This window comes from Peribacillus sp. Aquil_B1 (assembly GCF_022603275.1).
Lineage (GTDB): Bacteria > Bacillota > Bacilli > Bacillales > DSM-1321 > Peribacillus.
Map to the genome: position 1 here is coordinate 69,777 of NZ_JAKXEE010000007.1, position 17,252 is coordinate 87,028.

Below are 17,252 nucleotides of genomic sequence, written 5' to 3' on the forward strand. Positions count from 1 at the left end.
GGTATATAAGTATGTTAGTATAATGATTGAGCTGGTGCATATTGAAGGCGGAATTAAAATCTTAAGGATTAATTAATATTTCCAAGCTATCATGATAGAAAAATTAAGGGAGAGTATTCATGAAACTATTAAGAAGCACGAAGGCATATATTTGGGCAGGGAGCATTTTAATCATTGCCGGGATCATGGCATTTGCGATGATTTCATCAACGGATAAGACAATGGCGAGTATCGATGGCGAGAAAATCAATAAGGATGAGCTGTATGACGCGCTTGTTGCGGGATACGGAGCAGATACTTTAGACCTGTTGATTACGAATAAATTGGTTGAATTGGAAGCAGAAAAAGCAGGAATTAAAATTAAGGATGAAGAAATCCAGAAAGAAATCGATGTTATGGTAGAGTCGTATGGTGATGAAAAGTCGCTAAAAGAGCAATTGGAAGCAAGCGGTTCATCAATGGAAGCCTTAAAAAAGGACATCGTGGTTTATCTGCAAACGAAAAAACTGGTAGAACCGAGAATTACCGTGACGGACGAAGAAATCAGTACGTATTTTGAAGATAACAAAGATACATTTGCTCAAGCGGAACAAGTGGAAGCCAGTCATATTTTAGTCGAAGACGAAAAAACGGCTAAAAAGGTTGCGAAAGAAATCGCAGATGGCGGTGATTTCGCTAAATTGGCAGCTGAATATTCCACAGATACCGAAACGGCGGATAACGGTGGAAGCCTAGGGTATTTTGGGAAAGGTGATATGGTGGAAGAGTTTGAAAATGTTGCCTTTGATCTTGATATAAATAAAGTCAGTGATCCAGTCAAATCAGAATATGGATACCATATCATAAAAGTAACCGGTAAGAAGGAAGCAAAAAAAGCAAATTTAGAAGAAAGTAAAGATATAATTAAAGAAACGCTTCTTTCTGAAAGATTACAAGAGGAATATCCCGTTTGGTTAGCAGAAGTGAAAAAAGACCATGAGATAACGAATAAATTGGAGAGCTCTAACTAAGGTTATCAATCAAGTGAATATTATATGAAAAAACAAAAGGGTTCCGGAAAATGTACCTTTCATCAAATGATGTTCCCGAACCAATTGACCCAAAGCAACATCTTCAACTCCATAGTATGGGTTCTGTCCAAATTTATACAGAGTTGATTGGAGAGGAAGGTACGAGACTCCTGCGGGACAAGCGTGTCTAGGGGAGACCCCGCACTTGCTTTCCGAGGAGCCTCCACGACCGCACGCGGAAAGCGAGTTTCTTGAGCGGAAATCAACATCCAAATCGTACAAGGCATAAAAAAAGCTGAGGCATAACACCTCAGCTTTTTTATATATTAGAAATTGGATGAAATGGATTTTTGATTGGATAATCCAGATTTTTTAACGATTTCATCACTCTCTTTTTCACCTTTATCAGGATCGGATTTCAATGATTGTGATGGTGTCTCTTTCAGTTGTTTACCGGCAACGACCACCTTAGAACTGATGTCTTTTAATTCACTTGTTGCTTCCTTCGCTGTACCAAGTGCATCAGTGGAGATATCCTTTACTTCTGATACTTTACCCACCACGTCTTCATTGACGGTTTCATATAGTGTTTCCACGTCATTGATTGCCTCTTTAATCGTCTCGGTTGCCCCTTTGACTCCTGATACCATCTGTTCCTTCATTTCGCCGGGATTTTCCTTGACCTGTTCAATCATATTCATGGAGTTGTCTTTTAAAAGGACGGCTGAACGCTTTACTTTATTTCTTGTGTTGGAGTCAAGTAAGGTCAAAGCACCACCAACAAGCCCCCCGATTAGAATCCCTTTTAAAAGTTTGCTATTCTGTTGAGTTTCGATAGTTGATTGATTTTCAATAGTCGATTGAGTCATTTATATTTCCTCCTTTAGAATAGTAGATTGTTTGCTTACTTTGGGTTTTCCCTTATTTACCATAAGTTAAACTGGAAATAATAAACTGTCATGGGATTGACATAATAAATAAAACAATAGTAATCTACATATAGTTAAATGACTGAACTACTTTTCGGGAGGTGCAACGATGACTAATGAAAAAGTTTCTGAATTGATCGATCGATATATGAAGGTTTCCTTCTATGTCAATAAGATGGGGGAGCTTTTAATAAAAGATCAGATTTGTGATGTGCTGACGAACGAACAATACTATACTTTACGCTTCATTCAACAACAGCGGTTGTGTACATCGACAGAAATCAGCGATGCCTTTTATATTAATAAGAGTGCCGTCACGTCCAACATCAACAGGCTGGAAGGCAAAGGATTGATAGAACGGGAACAGGACCTGGTTGACCGAAGGGTCTTTCACTTGAAGCTTTCCAAAGTGGGGGAAGCGTTGTTACAGGAAACGGAAAATAAGATTCACAAATTGGTAGAGAGCATCATGACGAAATTCGAATATGAAGAGATTGTTAAATTCCTTGATACATATGAGAAGCTTTCACAAATTTTCATTCAAATGAAGAATGAGGAATGGGAGGAAATTTAATGAGGGGGATCATAAAGGGAAGATGGCTGGTCATTATCGCTTGGGTTGCAATTACGGCAGGTTTATTGTTTGCAGCACCGAATATGGCGGACCTTGTCCGGAATAAGGGACAGCTGGATGTACCGGCAGAGTACTCCTCTGGGATGGCCAATAAGCTAATGAAAGAGATCCAGGATAAGGATGAGTCACAAGTGGCCCTCGTATTTCATGGTGATAAGAAGCTGTCTTCCTCTGAACTGAAAGAGATTGAGATAGCGATCCAAAACCTTGAAAAGAATAAAGCAGAGCTTGGCATCAAAGAGGTCATGACCCATTTTAAAGAGCCCTCGCTAAAAGGTCAGTTGGTCTCGGAGAATGAAAACACGGTTTTGACATCCATCACGATGGTGAAGGGGGACCGAGAAGCTAAGGAAGTGATCGATGCCCTTTATAAAGAGCTGGAGCAAGTGGATGTCGAGCATTATTACACGAGCAGCTGGATGATTGATGAAGATCTTAATGCCAATTCCCAAGAAGGGCTGAAGAAAACTGAAGGCATCACGGTTGTCTTCATTCTGGCTGTATTGCTGATCGTCTTCCGTTCAGTGGTGGCACCGATCATTCCGTTGGTAACGGTAGGTTTCACTTATTTATGTTCCCAATCCATCGTCTCATTCCTGGTGGATAAATGGGACTTTCCGATTTCATCTTACACTCAAATATTCCTGGTAGGTATTTTATTTGGAATCGGGACTGATTATTGCATCCTGCTGCTTAGTCGTTTCAAGGAAGAGCTATCGTCACAGGAGTCCTTGCCTGAGGCGATCATTGAGACATACCGAACTGCGGGTAAGACGGTCTTCTTCAGTGGGCTGACCGTAATGATCGGCTTTGCGGCAATAGGTTTTTCTACTTTTAAGCTCTATCAATCTGCAGCGGCCGTTGCCATAGGGGTTTTCATTTTAATGATCGCCCTTTATACAATCGTTCCATTTTTCATGGCGGTTCTTGGCAAAAAGCTATTTTGGCCGGCAAAAGGGAAACTTGAGCATAGTGAAAGTAAACTATGGGGAATTCTCGGTAACTTCTCCATGAACCGCCCATTGTTGGCGCTGATGATCGTTGCAATCGTCTGTGTTCCTTTTTTGTTTATGTATGATGGGAAGATTTCATATAACTCCCTTGAAGAAGCGGGTGATGATGTTCCTTCCATCATGGCATTTAATATCATTTCCGATGAATTCGGACCGGGACAATCCATGCCAACACAGATTGTCATAAAGAATGACGAACGCATGGATTCGGAAGAATACGTCGCACTTGCTGAAAAAATCAGCCAGGAAGTAGTCAAGGTGGATGAAGTCGATGTAGTTCGATCCATGACCCGCCCGACAGGTGAACCGATTAAGGACTTATTTGTAGCGAACCAGGCCGAAACCTTGGAAAAGGGAATCGGGGAAGGAAATGAAGGCATTAAACAAATCAGTGATGGATTAAAAACCGCAGGCAGTGAGCTTTCAGATTCAGGACCGCGGCTGAAGCAAGCGACGGACGGAATAGGGGGTCTCATATCCGGGACCAATGAATTGAAGAGCGGCGTAGGCCAGGTGGAGAAGGCGTTAACAAGCATTGAAGCAGGAATTCGCGATGGCTCTTCAGGGACTGGGGATATAAAAAACGGACTGAATGAGGCCAAGGCAAACTTGGAGAAGCTCGCCACCGGAAGCGGACAGCTTCTCGAAGGCTATAAACAATCAGCTAATGGGCTAAGTGAGCTCGCAGGTGGATACAAAGAGATTCAAACTAATCTTACCGGCGTATCACAAAGCCTTGCTGGTTTAAATCCATCCTTTGAGCAAATGGAAGCCACTCATCCAGAATTACAGGCGGATCAGTCCTATCAAACAATCAAGCAAACCGTGCAAGGGGCACAGGGTGGCTTGGAGCCCATGGCAGCAGGCCTTTCCGAGCTTAATAGGAATCTTGGTTCAGTGTCCGGCGGTTTGAATACCGCGAACGAAAATATGGCCCAAATCGTAAACGGTCAAACCTCTCTCGGGGAGGGCCTGAACCAATTGATTTCAGGTGTTGACACTTTACAAAAAGGTCTAAACACGATGGCCAATGGTCAGGGGGAAGTCATAAATAATCTGTCAGGATTTAAAGGAGGCCTTACCAGCTTAAGTAATGGGCAGCAAGAACTCCTAAATGGTTTTTCAAGCCTCGGCGGACAACTTACTGATTTGACGGATGGCTTAAATGAAAGTGCGGATGGTCTGAATGAAGTCCATGATGGACTATCGTCCGCACAGGGTTATTTATCAGGGCTGGCTAAAACGGATAAAACGGTAACAGGCATGTACATTCCCAAAGAAGTAGTCGAAAGCGAAGAATTCGGGGAAGCATTGAACGCGTATTTATCTGAAGACGGTAAAACCATGACCATGGATGTGGTATTCAAAGCGAATCCATATTCCAATGAAGCAATCGAGCAAATCGATTCGATTGAGGCAACCGTCGAAAGAGTAACGAAAGATACAAAGCTAGAAAATGCGCAAGTGGCGATCGGGGGAATCACAAGTACCCATCATGACTTGGGCATGATGTCTGAGGAGGATTTCTCACGGACGGTCGTTTTGATGCTGTCGGGTATCGCAATCATTCTTTTCTTCATGCTGCGATCCCTGGTCATGCCGATCTATTTGATTGTGTCGCTCGTTTTGACATATTATACAGCGGCAGCCATTACCGAGTTGCTTTTTGTTAATATTCTCGGTTACGCCGGCATTGGCTGGGCAGTTCCTTTCTTTGCTTTCGTCATCTTGATTGCTCTTGGCATTGACTATAGTATTTTCTTGATGGATCGCTTTAACGAATGGAAAGGTAAACCGGTCAAGGAAGCGATGTTACTGTCCATGAGAAAAATGGGAACGGTGATCATCTCGGCGGCAGTCATTCTGGGCGGAACCTTTGCTGCCATGATGCCAGCAGGAGTTTTATCGCTCTTGGAGATAGCCACTTTAATATTGGTGGGGCTTGCTTTATATGCGTTTGTCATATTGCCATTGTTTATCCCAGTTATGGTTGCGACGTTCGGAAACGCGAATTGGTGGCCGTTTTTGAAAAATAAGGAATAAATTTAAATTAAAGAAGGCATCCATATGGATGCCTTCATTTTTTCGACTGAATGTGGATTCTTGAATGGATGGAACCTCCCTAGATCGAATAAATTTATGCTTCGGAATGCGAAGGTCGAATAAAGTGTGTGGTAGGTCGAATAGAATCGTGAACGGTCGAATAAAGTGTGAGGTAGGTCGAATAAAATCGTGAACGGTCGAATAAAGTGTGTGGTAGGTCGAATAGAATCGTGAACGGTCGAATAAAGTGTGAGGTAGGTCGAATAAAATCGTGAACGGTCGAAAAAAGTCATATGACGAATAAGTGGGAACCGGCTGAAATCTACTAACATATTCAAAAAACTGCAGACAGACTTGCTTTTCCTCGAGTTTGTTTACAGTAAGAAGGCATCCGCATGGATGCCTTCTTTAATTATGTATTCATTTTTGGCTAAATCGATTCATAATTGGGGGATTCTTGTTTTATATTTCGCGATGATCTTTTGATTGTGTTCATCTGCCCCTTCAATATTACTGCTTAGGAATACGGGAGGGGTCTCCCCTGATTCAATAATCGTTTGGATGACTTGCGTGAAAATCATATTGAGGAGAACGGCCCCGACCACGGTCGATCCAGAACCAAAAGGTATATTATTTGATTTCAGTAATGTGTCACCTTTGGCAATATGATTGTCTATGACCAAATCTACGACATCGTGGAGATAATGCTTCTGTTTATGCCGTGAAGGACAACTTTTTGCATACTCCGGTGATGTTAGTCCAATGACGAAGGCCCCTTTTTCTTTTGCGATAGTGGCGACATCTATGGGAACGGGATTAACGCCGGATGATGAAATGACGATACAGACATCACCAGGACGGATATCCTCATCATGCATGAATTTCTCTGATAGGCCATTTTGCCGTTCAAGTTGGGATGATCTTGAAGCACCCTTAAAAAGCATCAAATCTTCAACGAAAATAGGACGAATTGCGGCTAACCCACCTGCCCGGTAGAATACCTCTTCGGTCAGAATATGAGAGTGTCCGCTTCCGAATAGATGGATGATTCCATCTGACATCACTGCTTTTACGATATGTTCCACAGATTCCTTAATTGATTGCTTTTCCTGTTCTCCCACAATTGTGAGTAAAGCCTGCACTTCTTCAAAGTATGAGTTCATATATGTGACACCCTCCGAATGAAAATATTCAATTTTACCTGCTTATATTGATACTGAACTTGTACCTGTCCGCACGATAAGCCGATTTAACATATTCAAGGGGAGTTCCATCTATTAGGAACGTATGCCTTTGAATGAATAATATGGGTGAGTGCTTTGGAATCGCTAAATGGGTGACTTCTAATTCAGAAGCAAGCGATGATTCCAACGTTTGTGTAGCATAGTCTATTTTAAGTTTAACGTAATTCTCCACATATTGATAAAGGGAAAGGTTAATGATTTCTTCGGTTAATCCTTTAATTAAATTGGCAGACATGTACACGGTCTCGAGCGCCATTGGAACATCATCAGCCAATCGAATGCGTTTTATTTCATAAACGGGAGTATAAAGGGAAATGTGCAATTCGCTTGCAATCTTCTTATCAGCCGGAATGATTTCAAAGCTCAGCAGCTTACTGCTTGGATTCAATCCCCTGGCTTTCATGTCCTCGGTAAAACTGGTCAACCCATTGAGCTGCTGCTCCAACTTCTTATCGGCGACAAAGGTTCCCCTTCCTTTTTGACGGTATAAGTATCCGTCATTCACCAAATTATTTATAGCTTGCCGGACGGTCATCCGGCTAATTCCGAATTGCTCGGCATATTCACGTTCAGATGGAAGGGCATCGTGCGCTTGGAACTCACCGTTTTCTATTTGTCTTTTTATTTGTTCTTCGATTTGAAAATAAATCGGAAGAGGTGAGTTTTTATCAATCATCGACTTTCGCTCCTTTTAGGGTATTATCACTCCGGATAACGCTTTTTGGTCTGCGATAATTGTAACATTATTATGTTTTTTTAGGATAGATGCAGGGAATTCCTCTGAAATGTCACCGTGTATCAATTTCTTCAGTGTTTCGGCTTTTTCTTCACCAGATATCAGCAGCAGAATTTCTTTGCTTTTCATGATTGTTGAAATGCCCATCGTAACGGCATGTGTAGGAACTTCGTCTATGGAATCGAAATAACGTGCATTCGCTTGACGCGTGGAATCTTCGAGTGTCACGACATGTGTACCGGATGTGAAGGAAGTTCCAGGTTCGTTAAAACCAATATGGCCATTTTGCCCAATGCCAAGTATCTGAAGATCGATCCCTCCGACGGAATCAATCATTTCATCATACCGTTTACATTCTCCGTTGGTGTCATCTGCTGTGCCATTTGGCAGGTGAGTGCGCTCTTTATTTATATTGATGTGAGTGAATAAGGAATCATCCATATAAAAATGGTAACTGTTTGGATCATTTGGTTTTAAGCCGATATATTCGTCAAGATTAAAAGACGTTACATGTTCATAAGAAGTATGATTGCGCATGTGATCTTCAATCAAATTATCGTACATTCCTTTAGGGGTACCGCCTGTCGCAAGGCCCAATTTGATATTAGGATTTCCTTTGACTTTTCCGATCACTATTTCTGCAGCTGTCCGGCTCATTTCCATATAGTCCTGCACTTGTATGATATTCATTATACATTCTCCTTTTTAAAAGCTAAATTTCCTCTGCAAAACGTCATTTCAACTTCCAATCCGTCATTCAATATGACAAGGTCCGCGTCTTTGCCGACCTGGATGCTTCCTTTCCTGTCAAAAATCCGAAGCTGTTTGGCAGGGTTTTCCGCCGTCATTTTTATAATGTCAGTCATGGAACAATCGGTATATTTCATTGTGTTCTTGATGGCATCGTTCATTTTCAATATACTGCCGGCCAGTGTACCATCTGAAAGCGTTGCTTTCGTTTCGTTCACATACACAGGCTGACCGCCTAAATCATAGGTGCCCTTTTCAAGCCATTTGGCACGAAGCGAATCCGTTATCAAGATCATTCGTTCGCTGGTAATTTGGTTATATGCCAGCTTGATCATTTCCGGCCTGCAGTGAATGCCGTCAGCAATAAGTTCAACATATAGCTCGTCTCGAAGATAAGCAGCTCCCAAAACACCAGGTTCACGGTGATGAAGTCCCCGCATTCCATTATAAAGATGTGTAACATGGGTAGTCCCTGCTTGGATTGCTTCATCGATTTGGTCGTATGTTGCATCTGAATGTCCAATGGAAGCGACGACGCCAGTCGCCTTTAAGTGAGCGGCAAGATCTAATCCGTTTGGTTGTTCAGGAGCAAGCGTTACAAGCTTGATTTGATTTTCGGCCATTTCCTGCCACCTTTTAAATAGAGTGACATCAGGGTCAACAATATGCTCTTCAGGCTGTGCTCCTTTACGGACCGGTGAAATGAAAGGACCTTCTAAATGGATCCCAATTATTTCAGCGTGTTCTTGAGTTTGATTTTCGATATATTTACCAGCATTAAGAAGTGCTGATTCAATGGCTTCGGTAGATTGAGTCATTGTAGTGGCCAAAAAGCTGGTGGTTCCTTCTTTGGGAAGAGTCTCTGCCATTGTAGATAATGCTTCATGTGTAGCATCCATTGCATCGGAATTGGATGCTCCGTGAATGTGGATATCAATCGCACCGGGAATTACCTGATAATCCGGTGAAAGGGTAATTACCTTGGCATCATCGTCCTGTTTGTATTGGCTGACTGGACCAACCTCGGCAATTTTTCCATCCACGATTTTAATATACCCATTTTTGTATGTTTCCTTTTCGCTATGAACTATTAGATTATTAATAATGAATGTTTTCATACATAATCTCCTTTATGAAAGTAAAACTTAATGAATGAGTTATCAATTGGTCTCATATAATTTGCCCTCATTTTAACGCTTTTATCAAAAGTTGTCTAGACCAGTTAGGGTGTATCAGGAATAAAAAAGCTATTTTTGCTTCACTTTCGAACAATATAGTATATTTTCAAGCAAATTGGTATAGACATCTATATATTTTATGTGCTAGTATAAGCCAAAGAAAAGTTATTATATTGATAAAATGAAAACGCTTTATACGTCTTTTCGTTCTGCTAAAATCAAAAGAAGTTAGGAACAAGGGAGATGAGTTCGATGTTAAATTTTTTACAAAAGATTGGGAAGGCATTAATGTTACCGATTGCTGTTTTGCCAGCAGCGGCTTTATTGCTTCGTTTAGGTCAACCTGATTTACTTGATATTCCATTTATGGCTGCCTCTGGACAAGCTATTTTTGATAATCTTGCCATATTGTTCGCTTTAGGTATAGCGATTGGATTATCCAAAGATGGAAGCGGTGCTGCGGCATTGGCAGGTCTTGTTGGTTACTTTGTTTTAACGAATGGTACACAAGCGATTAATAAAGATATCAACATGGCTGTTTTAGGCGGTATTATATCCGGTATAGTTGCCGCTCTTCTATATAATAGATACTCCGAGATAAGACTCCCTGAATGGCTTGGCTTCTTTTCAGGGAAACGATTCGTCCCGATCATCACTTCGCTTGCGATGATCATACTAGCGGCAATATTCGGATTTGTTTGGCCGCCGATTCAAGATGTTATCAATAGTGTGGGAGACTGGATTACAGGTGCAGGGGCATTGGGTGCCGGCGTATTCGGCGTATTGAATCGCTTATTGCTTCCAGTGGGACTGCATCATGTCTTGAATAGTATGGTTTGGTTCGTCTTTGGTGAATACAATGGAGCGACAGGTGATATAAACCGTTTCTTCGCAGGGGACCCGACTGCTGGGCCCTTCATGACCGGCTTTTTCCCGATCATGATGTTCGGTCTTCCAGCTGCGGCATTAGCGATGATTGCAGCTGCTAAGAAAGAGAAACGTAAATTGGTGACGGGGATGCTTGTTGGGTTAGCTTTCACTTCTTTCCTTACAGGAATCACTGAACCGATTGAATTTCTGTTCATGTTCATCGCACCGGTGTTATATGTAATACATGCCCTGTTAACCGGGGTTTCTCTGGCACTTGCTGTTATATTGGATATCCATCATGGTTTTGGATTCTCCGCAGGAGCCATTGATTATTTCTTGAACTTTGGTATTGCGCAAAAACCGCTATGGTTAATACCGATTGGCTTGGTATACGCGGCAGTTTACTTCGTGATTTTCTATTTCGTCATCAAGATCATGGATTTAAAAACACCTGGCCGTGAAGACGATGAGGAAGAAGTGGAAGAAGAAGCTATTGTGAAAACAGGGGATAAATATACCGATATGGGATCGCTTTTCATTCAAGATCTTGGCGGTAAAGAGAATATAAAGCTAATTGATAACTGTGCAACACGCTTGCGTTTACAAGTGGCCGATTCAGGAAATGTGAATGAAGCAGCCTTAAAACGACATGGTGCGCGCGGTGTCATGAAGTTGAATAAATCGAGTGTGCAGGTCATTGTTGGAACAAATGTTGAATTCGTTGCAAATGCAATGAAACAACTTGTCAAGAATGGCGTCGACCCAAGCCAAGTGAAAGCAGGTCCATCTGCACAAGTGGCAGAGGATATAGTAGAGGAAAACCAAGCTTTGGGTGCAAATGACTTTGTCCTTCCAATTGAAGGAACCGTTTTACCGATAGAACAAGTTCCCGATCAAGTGTTTGCTATGAAAATGATGGGGGATGGCTTTGCTATCGAGCCAGCCAACGGAAAACTAGTATCCCCAATCGATGGGGAAGTGCTAAGTATCTTCCCGACAAATCATGCACTCGGATTGAAAATGGATAATGGTCTGGAGATTCTGATCCATGTTGGTTTAGATACAGTTAAATTAAATGGAGAAGGGTTTACATCCCTTGTGCAAGAAGGCCAAAGAATAACAAAAGGAACACCTCTTTTGGAAATTGATTTAGATTTCATAAAACGGAATGCCCCATCAACGGTCACTCCTATTATATTCACTAACTTACCAGAAGGAACGGCAGTGAAATTGCAAAAGTCTGGGATCCAGAAACAAAATACACCAGATATCATCCAGTTGGAAAAACTATAAATTTGTAAAAAAAGGGGTGTCGACTTGTCGACATCCCTTTAGACTTTAGACTGTAGACAAACTCAAAGAAAAGCGAGTTTACCTGCAGTTTTTTTGATTGTACAATTTGGATGTTGATTTCCGCGGTCGGTCGCGGAGCCTCCTGGGCTTGCGGCTGCGGGGCCCACACCCGCTCCAATCAACTATGTTATAAAATATAGATGGAAACCATACCTGAGGAGTTGGAGGTGTTGGTTTGGTCAGTTGATTCCGGGAATATCATTGATGAAATATACGTTTTCCGAACCTTTTAATTGGATGGAACGGCTTCTTTATATACTTCTTGCTGTGATAGATTGTCATAACCAAAACAAACGGGTGCCCCATTGGCAGGATCTATCATAACCCTTGCATGAATACGAAAGACTTCTTCTAAAACAGAAGGTGTAATGATTTCACTGGGAGTACCGATTTTAACGATTTCTCCTTCCTTCATCGTTATGATCTCATGTGAAAACCGGGACGCATGGTTAATATCATGCAATACCATGACAGTCGTTATTTTTTGTTCCTTATTAAGTTTTTCAACGATTTGCAAAACCTCCAGTTGGTGAGCCATATCAAGGTATGTGGTCGGCTCATCCAATAATAAAATCTCCGTTTTCTGTGCTAAAGCCATTGCTAGCCATACTTTTTGTCTTTGACCACCGGAAAGATTCGTGATCTCCCGATTTCTAAATGAAAGAGTTTTGGTGATATCCATGGCCCATTCAATCGTTTCTTTATCTTCTTTCGTTAATTTATTTACATTATTGCGGTGCGGATACCTTCCATATGAAATAAGTTCCTCTACCTTCAATTGGGCTGGTGCAACCGGGTTTTGGGGAAGTAGTGCCAAGTGCTTGGCAATCTGTTTCGTATGGATCTTATGTAAATCCTGACCTTGTAAATAAACGCTTCCGCTCTTTTGTTTTAGAATGCGGCCTATCGTTTTCAGTAATGTGGATTTACCACAGCCATTAGGACCAATGATGGTAGTGACCAGGCCTTCTTTTATTTCCAAATTCAAGTCTTTGAACACCGTGAATTTCTCATAATTCGTTTCTAGATTTTCCATACGGAGAATACTCACTGATCATCTCTCCTTCTACGCTTTAGCTTTAATTAGTAAATAAAGAAAATAAGGGACACCAATAATAGAGATGACGATCCCAACTGGCAATTCAGCCGGTGCAAAAACGGTTTTCGCGATAAAGTCGGATGCGATCACCAGCAATGCGCCAATTGCTCCCGATACTGGGATGACCTGATTGTGATGGATACCTACAAGATGCTTCGCTATGTGGGGAGCCATTAAACCTACGAATCCGATATTTCCCGATACGGAAACGGAGGCGCCCACCAATCCGATGCTGCAGAGTAATAGGATGATCGTTTCCTTTTCTACTGAAATTCCCAAACTTTTAACACTCGATTCCTCCAACTGATACAAATCTAGTAAATACGCCTTTTTCTTAATAATCGGAATCAGGATTATCATCCATGGTAACATCGATGCGATGTATTTCCAGTTCGCATCATATATCGTTCCTGAGAGCCAAACCGTTGCCATTTCAAAATCGGTTGCTTTCATTTTTAATGATAAATATAAGGAAAGGGCACCAAATGCCGAGCCTATGGCGATTCCGGTCAGTAAAAGGCGGCCCATGTCCAGGGTGCCGTTCTTCCAAGAGAAAAGGAAAATCAATAGGGCTGCCAAAAGCCCGCCCACCAAACCGAATAGCGGAAAACTCATAATGGAGATCCAGTCCGAACCGCTGTTTTGACCTTGATAGAAAAACATGAAAATGACAATGGCTGTCCCAGCACCGGCATTAATACCGAGAATACCGGAATCGGCCAAGCCATTTTTCGTAACCCCTTGAATGACAGTCCCTGCAATTCCTAAGCTCACTCCCACCAAACCGGCAATCACAATGCGGGGGAGCCTGAAATCAAAGATGACCAAATCAAAATCGGACACTGGATTCACCCTGAATAAGGTCTGAAGGACAGCTTTGACGGTCATGTCAAATGTACCGGATATCAAACTAAAGTAACTTGTGACAATGATTAAACATAAAATGATGGCCATCGTGATGGTGAAGCGCCACCGAGTATTCTTATCCATTCTTTTCTCCTCCTCTCGTTCTTATTAAGTACAGGAAGAAAGGAATGCCGATCAGTGAAGTAACGACTCCTATGGGGGTTTCGAATGGATAATTAACAAACCGGCTCAAGACATCGCACAGAGCTAGAAAAACCGCTCCGATCACCCCTGCACATGGAACGATCCACTTATAATCGATCCCAATTAAAAACCGGGTGATGTGGGGGATGATAAGTCCAACAAAACCGATTTTCCCTACAAGAGCCACTGCGATTCCCGTTAAGCAGATGACGGAAAGAAGGGCAACAGCTTTTACTATTTTTGTGCGCTGACCTAAATTGATGGAAATTTCTTCGCCTAAAGATAATATCGTAATAGATTTTGAGATGAATAGGGCGAGGATGATTCCCACCATTCCACACGGTATCGCCAATTTTAGTACATTGGGATCGATCTGGTGCAATCTCGAGTTGTACCAAAAACTTACATTCTGGGAAATTTGGAAATAGGATGCTATGGCAGCAGAAATACTGCTTAAAAATGTCCCGATCACCGTTCCGATTATGGCTAATCGAACGGGTGATAATCCATTAGGAAGCAGCGACCCAAAACCAAAGACAATTCCGGCTCCCAATGCAGAACCTAACATGGAAAAGAGGATCATTTGGAATGAAGACATACCTGGAGCGAATACCATACAAAGTGTAATCACGAACGCAGAGCCATCCGTCACGCCCATAATTGAAGGGGATGCAAGATAATTTCTTGTCATCCCCTGCATGAGTGCTCCTGATATGGCTAAAAATGCCCCGACGAGAAGGGCGCCCAAAACTCTAGGCAAGCGAGAAGCCATAATTATCGTATGGTCAACGTTACTAGAGTCATAGTGAAAAATGGCATTCCATACCGTCATGGAATCAATATTTTTGGCACCATATAAAATCGATAATACGATGGAGAAGCAAATCAATAGAGGTGCCATACAAAGAATTATTATTGGTAATGAATTTGTTTTTGCCATATCAATCAACGCACCTTACTGTTTATTTAGCTAATTCTTCCGTTGCAGCCTTCAGGAAAGCTGTTTTACTCCAAGCCGTTCCACCTTGAGCAAGAGGATCAACCGAGTTTACAAACACTTTATTTTCTTTTACTGCCGTGATGCTCTTCCAAATGGAGTTGTTTTCCAAATCTTTTAACGCTTCCGGTTTTTGTGCATTTTCACTTTCCGAGAATTGCAAGAAGACATAATCTGGGTCAAGTTCTGCAAATTTCTCTAATGAAATCATTTCTTGTGCTTTAATAGGCTTAATTTCTTCAGGTACAGTCAAGCCTAGATCTTTATAAATTACTGGGTTGAAATATACATCCTCAGGATATAGGAATAGGCTGCCATTCCGGATTCTCACCACTAAAGCCTTTTTATCCTTCAGCTTTTCACTGATTTCCAGTTTTGCTTTTGCGGCGTCATCATTATAGGTTGTGATGATTTTTTCAGCTTGATCTTTTTTACCGGCAAGGCTGGCCATTAACCGCAGGTTGTCTTCCCAATTTGTCGAAATATGTGAATAGGGGAATGTTGGCGCCACCTTTTCCAATTGTTCCGTCACATTAGCTGGAGATTTAGAAGACCACATGATCACATCTGGTTTCATCCCAAGAAGTGTTTCATAGTTCGGCTGCATTTTTTCACCGATCGACTTAGCACCTTCGAGGTCTTTAGCCAAATATTCAGGTATTTCTCCACCTACAGTAACGACACCAGAAGGTTTAATCCCTAATATGGCTGCATCCTCCATTGATTCCAAACTAGCAGTGGCGATACTGGTAACTTTGGCTGGGATTGTATACTCCTTATCCAGATATGTGACGGTTTGGGTCTTAGCTTCTTTTTTCTCGGCATCTGTCACTTTGCTCTTCTGTGAAGCATCCTCGGAAGTCTTTTCGGCATTACCGCAAGCTCCAAGTCCTAAACTGAATACTGTTGCCATTCCAAGTACGAATAATTGCTTTTTCATTAGTCGATTCCCCTTTTTGAATATATTAAATATCATTTATCACTGCTTCATAGGATCGAAAACAAATCCTTAAATATCTATTTTCACTTCCTTTGCCGGTTGAAATTAACAATAGCATGCGAGAGTTTTAGTGATAACGATTATCATTATCAATCTAGCATGCTATTAAATATATAATTAATTTTTAATTATTTCAAGAATAATTTTCCATTGTAATGGTTTTTGGTCTGTCAAAAAGGCTTTAAAGATCAAGGGGAAAGGGGAGGGACAGCTCTTTTTTGTAAAATGATAGGAAAAAATTATCGGTGTATGGTTGATATATTAATTGAGAAAGATTATCATTATCGATGTTGTGGTAAACTTTCTCAATTACATTCTTTTAAATCAGGCTGATATTAAAAGACCTTAAATGATTTGAGAAGTAAAACAATGAATAAGATTACGAGTATTAGAGGTTGGGGGAATTCATTTAGATGATGCATAAAAAAATGGACAATAGCGTAATGGACAAAACTACTGCCAGTACAGAGGTTACGATCAAAGGAAGTCAACACTTTCTCATGCATTCGAGTACCGGGAAACGTGAATACCAAATCTTTGTATCAAAGCCATTGGAAGAGCCGCCAGCTTCAGGATATCCGGTCATTTATTTGCTTGATGCCAATTCTGTATTTGGAACGATGGTTGAGGCTGTACGATTGCAATCGCGCCGGCCGGAAAAGTCAGGCGTGGTTCCCGCCATCATTGTGGGTATTGGATATGCCACCAATGCACCATTTTCTTCTGAACGTTATTATGATTTCACTATGCCCGTTGCGGATAGCGAGTTACCTGAAAGACCAGACGGAAGTCCATGGCCTTCACATGGAGGGGCGGAAGACTTTCTGAAATTCATAGAAGACGATTTAAAACCGGAAATCGGTAAAAGATATAAAGTCGATTACAATAGCCAAACGCTTTTCGGGCATTCCCTTGGTGGTCTTTTCGCTTTATATGTTCTTTTTGAAAATCCGTATGCCTTCCAAACATACATAGCTGGGAGTCCATCTCTCCATTGGAACAAAAAGTGGTTCCGTGAGGAGGAGGATAGGTTTATTTGCCGATTGAATCAAGGAAATGGAGATATTTCCTTATTGCTTGGCGTGGGTGAACTGGAGGGCACCCATAAAAGCCGCATGAACGAAAATGTATTGGAATTATCAAAACGATTATCCTTAGAGGAAAGCGGAGTTAATGTTCAATTCAAGGAGTTTGAAGAGGAAGGGCATCTTTCAGTTTTACCGCCTTTGATTAACAGGGCCCTGCGTTTTGCTTTGAAGAGAAATGTGCCTGGTAAGAAATAGGTCTTTCTTAGTAAATCCGAGAAGGGCACTTGACCATTAAGTTATAAATATATATCATTACCT

14 protein-coding genes are annotated in these 17,252 nt (G+C 41.5%); 5 read left to right on the forward strand and 9 right to left on the reverse strand.

Annotated features, from left to right (window positions below; all coding sequences use genetic code 11):
• Nucleotides 1-119: 119 nt before the first annotated feature.
• On the forward strand, nt 120-1,010 hold the full coding sequence (locus tag MPH60_RS25795) for a peptidylprolyl isomerase (protein ID WP_241594726.1): 891 nt from the start codon (nt 120-122) through the stop codon (nt 1,008-1,010).
• A 326-nt stretch (nt 1,011-1,336) separates the two neighbouring features.
• On the opposite strand, the gene MPH60_RS25800 is transcribed toward MPH60_RS25795, so the two are convergent.
• Nucleotides 1,337-1,879 carry a YtxH domain-containing protein gene (locus MPH60_RS25800; RefSeq protein WP_241594727.1) on the reverse strand — a complete coding sequence of 181 codons (543 nt, stop codon included), beginning with the start codon at nt 1,877-1,879 and terminating at the stop codon, nt 1,337-1,339.
• 169 nt (nt 1,880-2,048) lie between these two features.
• Here MPH60_RS25800 and MPH60_RS25805 point away from each other — a divergent pair, with 169 nt between their 5' ends.
• Together MPH60_RS25805 and MPH60_RS25810 are read left to right on the forward strand one after the other, a co-directional pair.
• On the forward strand, nt 2,049-2,513 hold the full coding sequence (locus MPH60_RS25805) for a MarR family winged helix-turn-helix transcriptional regulator (RefSeq protein WP_241594728.1): 465 nt from the start codon (nt 2,049-2,051) through the stop codon (nt 2,511-2,513).
• Complete coding sequence (locus MPH60_RS25810; RefSeq protein WP_241594729.1) at nt 2,513-5,629, forward strand: MMPL family transporter; 3,117 nt, start codon at nt 2,513-2,515, stop codon at nt 5,627-5,629. The genes MPH60_RS25805 and MPH60_RS25810 overlap by 1 nt, the downstream gene beginning before the upstream one ends.
• Before the next feature lie 440 nt (nt 5,630-6,069).
• On the opposite strand, the gene MPH60_RS25815 is transcribed toward MPH60_RS25810, so the two are convergent.
• Genes MPH60_RS25815 through nagA form a run of 4 tightly spaced genes read right to left on the reverse strand, consistent with a single transcriptional unit; the run spans nt 6,070 to nt 9,477 of the window.
• Complete coding sequence (locus MPH60_RS25815) at nt 6,070-6,792, reverse strand: SIS domain-containing protein (protein WP_241594730.1); 723 nt, start codon at nt 6,790-6,792, stop codon at nt 6,070-6,072.
• A 34-nt stretch (nt 6,793-6,826) separates the two neighbouring features.
• A complete protein-coding gene (locus MPH60_RS25820) occupies nt 6,827-7,549 on the reverse strand; it encodes a GntR family transcriptional regulator (protein WP_241594731.1) in 723 nt (240 codons plus the stop codon).
• 15 nt (nt 7,550-7,564) lie between these two features.
• Nucleotides 7,565-8,299, reverse strand: a complete 735-nt coding sequence (gene nagB / locus MPH60_RS25825; protein ID WP_241615880.1) for a glucosamine-6-phosphate deaminase — start codon at nt 8,297-8,299, stop codon at nt 7,565-7,567.
• Nucleotides 8,299-9,477, reverse strand: a complete 1,179-nt coding sequence (gene nagA, locus MPH60_RS25830) for an N-acetylglucosamine-6-phosphate deacetylase (RefSeq protein ID WP_241594323.1) — start codon at nt 9,475-9,477, stop codon at nt 8,299-8,301. Before nagA ends, nagB begins: the two co-directional genes overlap by 1 nt.
• 312 nt (nt 9,478-9,789) lie before the next feature.
• On the opposite strand from nagA, the gene nagE reads away from it, so the two are divergent.
• Complete coding sequence (gene nagE / locus MPH60_RS25835; protein ID WP_241594324.1) at nt 9,790-11,700, forward strand: N-acetylglucosamine-specific PTS transporter subunit IIBC; 1,911 nt, start codon at nt 9,790-9,792, stop codon at nt 11,698-11,700.
• Nucleotides 11,701-11,989: 289 nt separating this feature from the next.
• Here nagE and MPH60_RS25840 read toward each other — a convergent pair whose 3' ends face one another.
• From MPH60_RS25840 to MPH60_RS25855, 4 genes are read right to left on the reverse strand one after another with little or no spacing between them, the layout of a single operon-like run.
• On the reverse strand, nt 11,990-12,811 hold the full coding sequence (locus MPH60_RS25840) for an ABC transporter ATP-binding protein (protein WP_241594325.1): 822 nt from the start codon (nt 12,809-12,811) through the stop codon (nt 11,990-11,992).
• Between the two features lie 15 nt (nt 12,812-12,826).
• Nucleotides 12,827-13,849, reverse strand: a complete 1,023-nt coding sequence (locus tag MPH60_RS25845; RefSeq protein WP_241594326.1) for a FecCD family ABC transporter permease — start codon at nt 13,847-13,849, stop codon at nt 12,827-12,829.
• Nucleotides 13,842-14,849, reverse strand: a complete 1,008-nt coding sequence (locus MPH60_RS25850) for a FecCD family ABC transporter permease (protein WP_241594327.1) — start codon at nt 14,847-14,849, stop codon at nt 13,842-13,844. The genes MPH60_RS25845 and MPH60_RS25850 overlap by 8 nt, the downstream gene beginning before the upstream one ends.
• Before the next feature lie 22 nt (nt 14,850-14,871).
• Nucleotides 14,872-15,846: an iron-hydroxamate ABC transporter substrate-binding protein gene (locus tag MPH60_RS25855; RefSeq protein ID WP_241594328.1), complete on the reverse strand. Its 975-nt coding sequence runs from the start codon at nt 15,844-15,846 to the stop codon at nt 14,872-14,874.
• A gap of 488 nt (nt 15,847-16,334) precedes the next feature.
• Between MPH60_RS25855 and MPH60_RS25860 the strand changes: the two genes are divergently transcribed.
• Nucleotides 16,335-17,189 carry an alpha/beta hydrolase gene (locus tag MPH60_RS25860; RefSeq protein ID WP_241594349.1) on the forward strand — a complete coding sequence of 285 codons (855 nt, stop codon included), beginning with the start codon at nt 16,335-16,337 and terminating at the stop codon, nt 17,187-17,189.
• Nucleotides 17,190-17,252 lie beyond the last annotated feature (63 nt).

What these genes read in the sequence shown, in the direction of transcription:
- MPH60_RS25860 (WP_241594349.1), top strand. Translation starts at nt 16,335, where the DNA reads ATGGACAATAGCGTAATGGACAAAACTACTGCCAGTACAGAGGTTACG.
- nagB (WP_241615880.1), bottom strand. Translation starts at nt 8,299, where the DNA reads ATGAATATCATACAAGTGCAGGACTATATGGAAATGAGCCGGACAGCT.
- nagA (WP_241594323.1), bottom strand. Translation starts at nt 9,477, where the DNA reads ATGAAAACATTCATTATTAATAATCTAATAGTTCATAGCGAAAAGGAA.
- MPH60_RS25850 (WP_241594327.1), bottom strand. Translation starts at nt 14,849, where the DNA reads ATGGCAAAAACAAATTCATTACCAATAATAATTCTTTGTATGGCACCT.
- MPH60_RS25815 (WP_241594730.1), bottom strand. Translation starts at nt 6,792, where the DNA reads ATGAACTCATACTTTGAAGAAGTGCAGGCTTTACTCACAATTGTGGGA.
- MPH60_RS25795 (WP_241594726.1), top strand. Translation starts at nt 120, where the DNA reads ATGAAACTATTAAGAAGCACGAAGGCATATATTTGGGCAGGGAGCATT.
- MPH60_RS25805 (WP_241594728.1), top strand. Translation starts at nt 2,049, where the DNA reads ATGACTAATGAAAAAGTTTCTGAATTGATCGATCGATATATGAAGGTT.
- MPH60_RS25820 (WP_241594731.1), bottom strand. Translation starts at nt 7,549, where the DNA reads ATGATTGATAAAAACTCACCTCTTCCGATTTATTTTCAAATCGAAGAA.
- MPH60_RS25855 (WP_241594328.1), bottom strand. Translation starts at nt 15,846, where the DNA reads ATGAAAAAGCAATTATTCGTACTTGGAATGGCAACAGTATTCAGTTTA.
- nagE (WP_241594324.1), top strand. Translation starts at nt 9,790, where the DNA reads ATGTTAAATTTTTTACAAAAGATTGGGAAGGCATTAATGTTACCGATT.
- MPH60_RS25800 (WP_241594727.1), bottom strand. Translation starts at nt 1,879, where the DNA reads ATGACTCAATCGACTATTGAAAATCAATCAACTATCGAAACTCAACAG.
- MPH60_RS25810 (WP_241594729.1), top strand. Translation starts at nt 2,513, where the DNA reads ATGAGGGGGATCATAAAGGGAAGATGGCTGGTCATTATCGCTTGGGTT.
- MPH60_RS25845 (WP_241594326.1), bottom strand. Translation starts at nt 13,849, where the DNA reads ATGGATAAGAATACTCGGTGGCGCTTCACCATCACGATGGCCATCATT.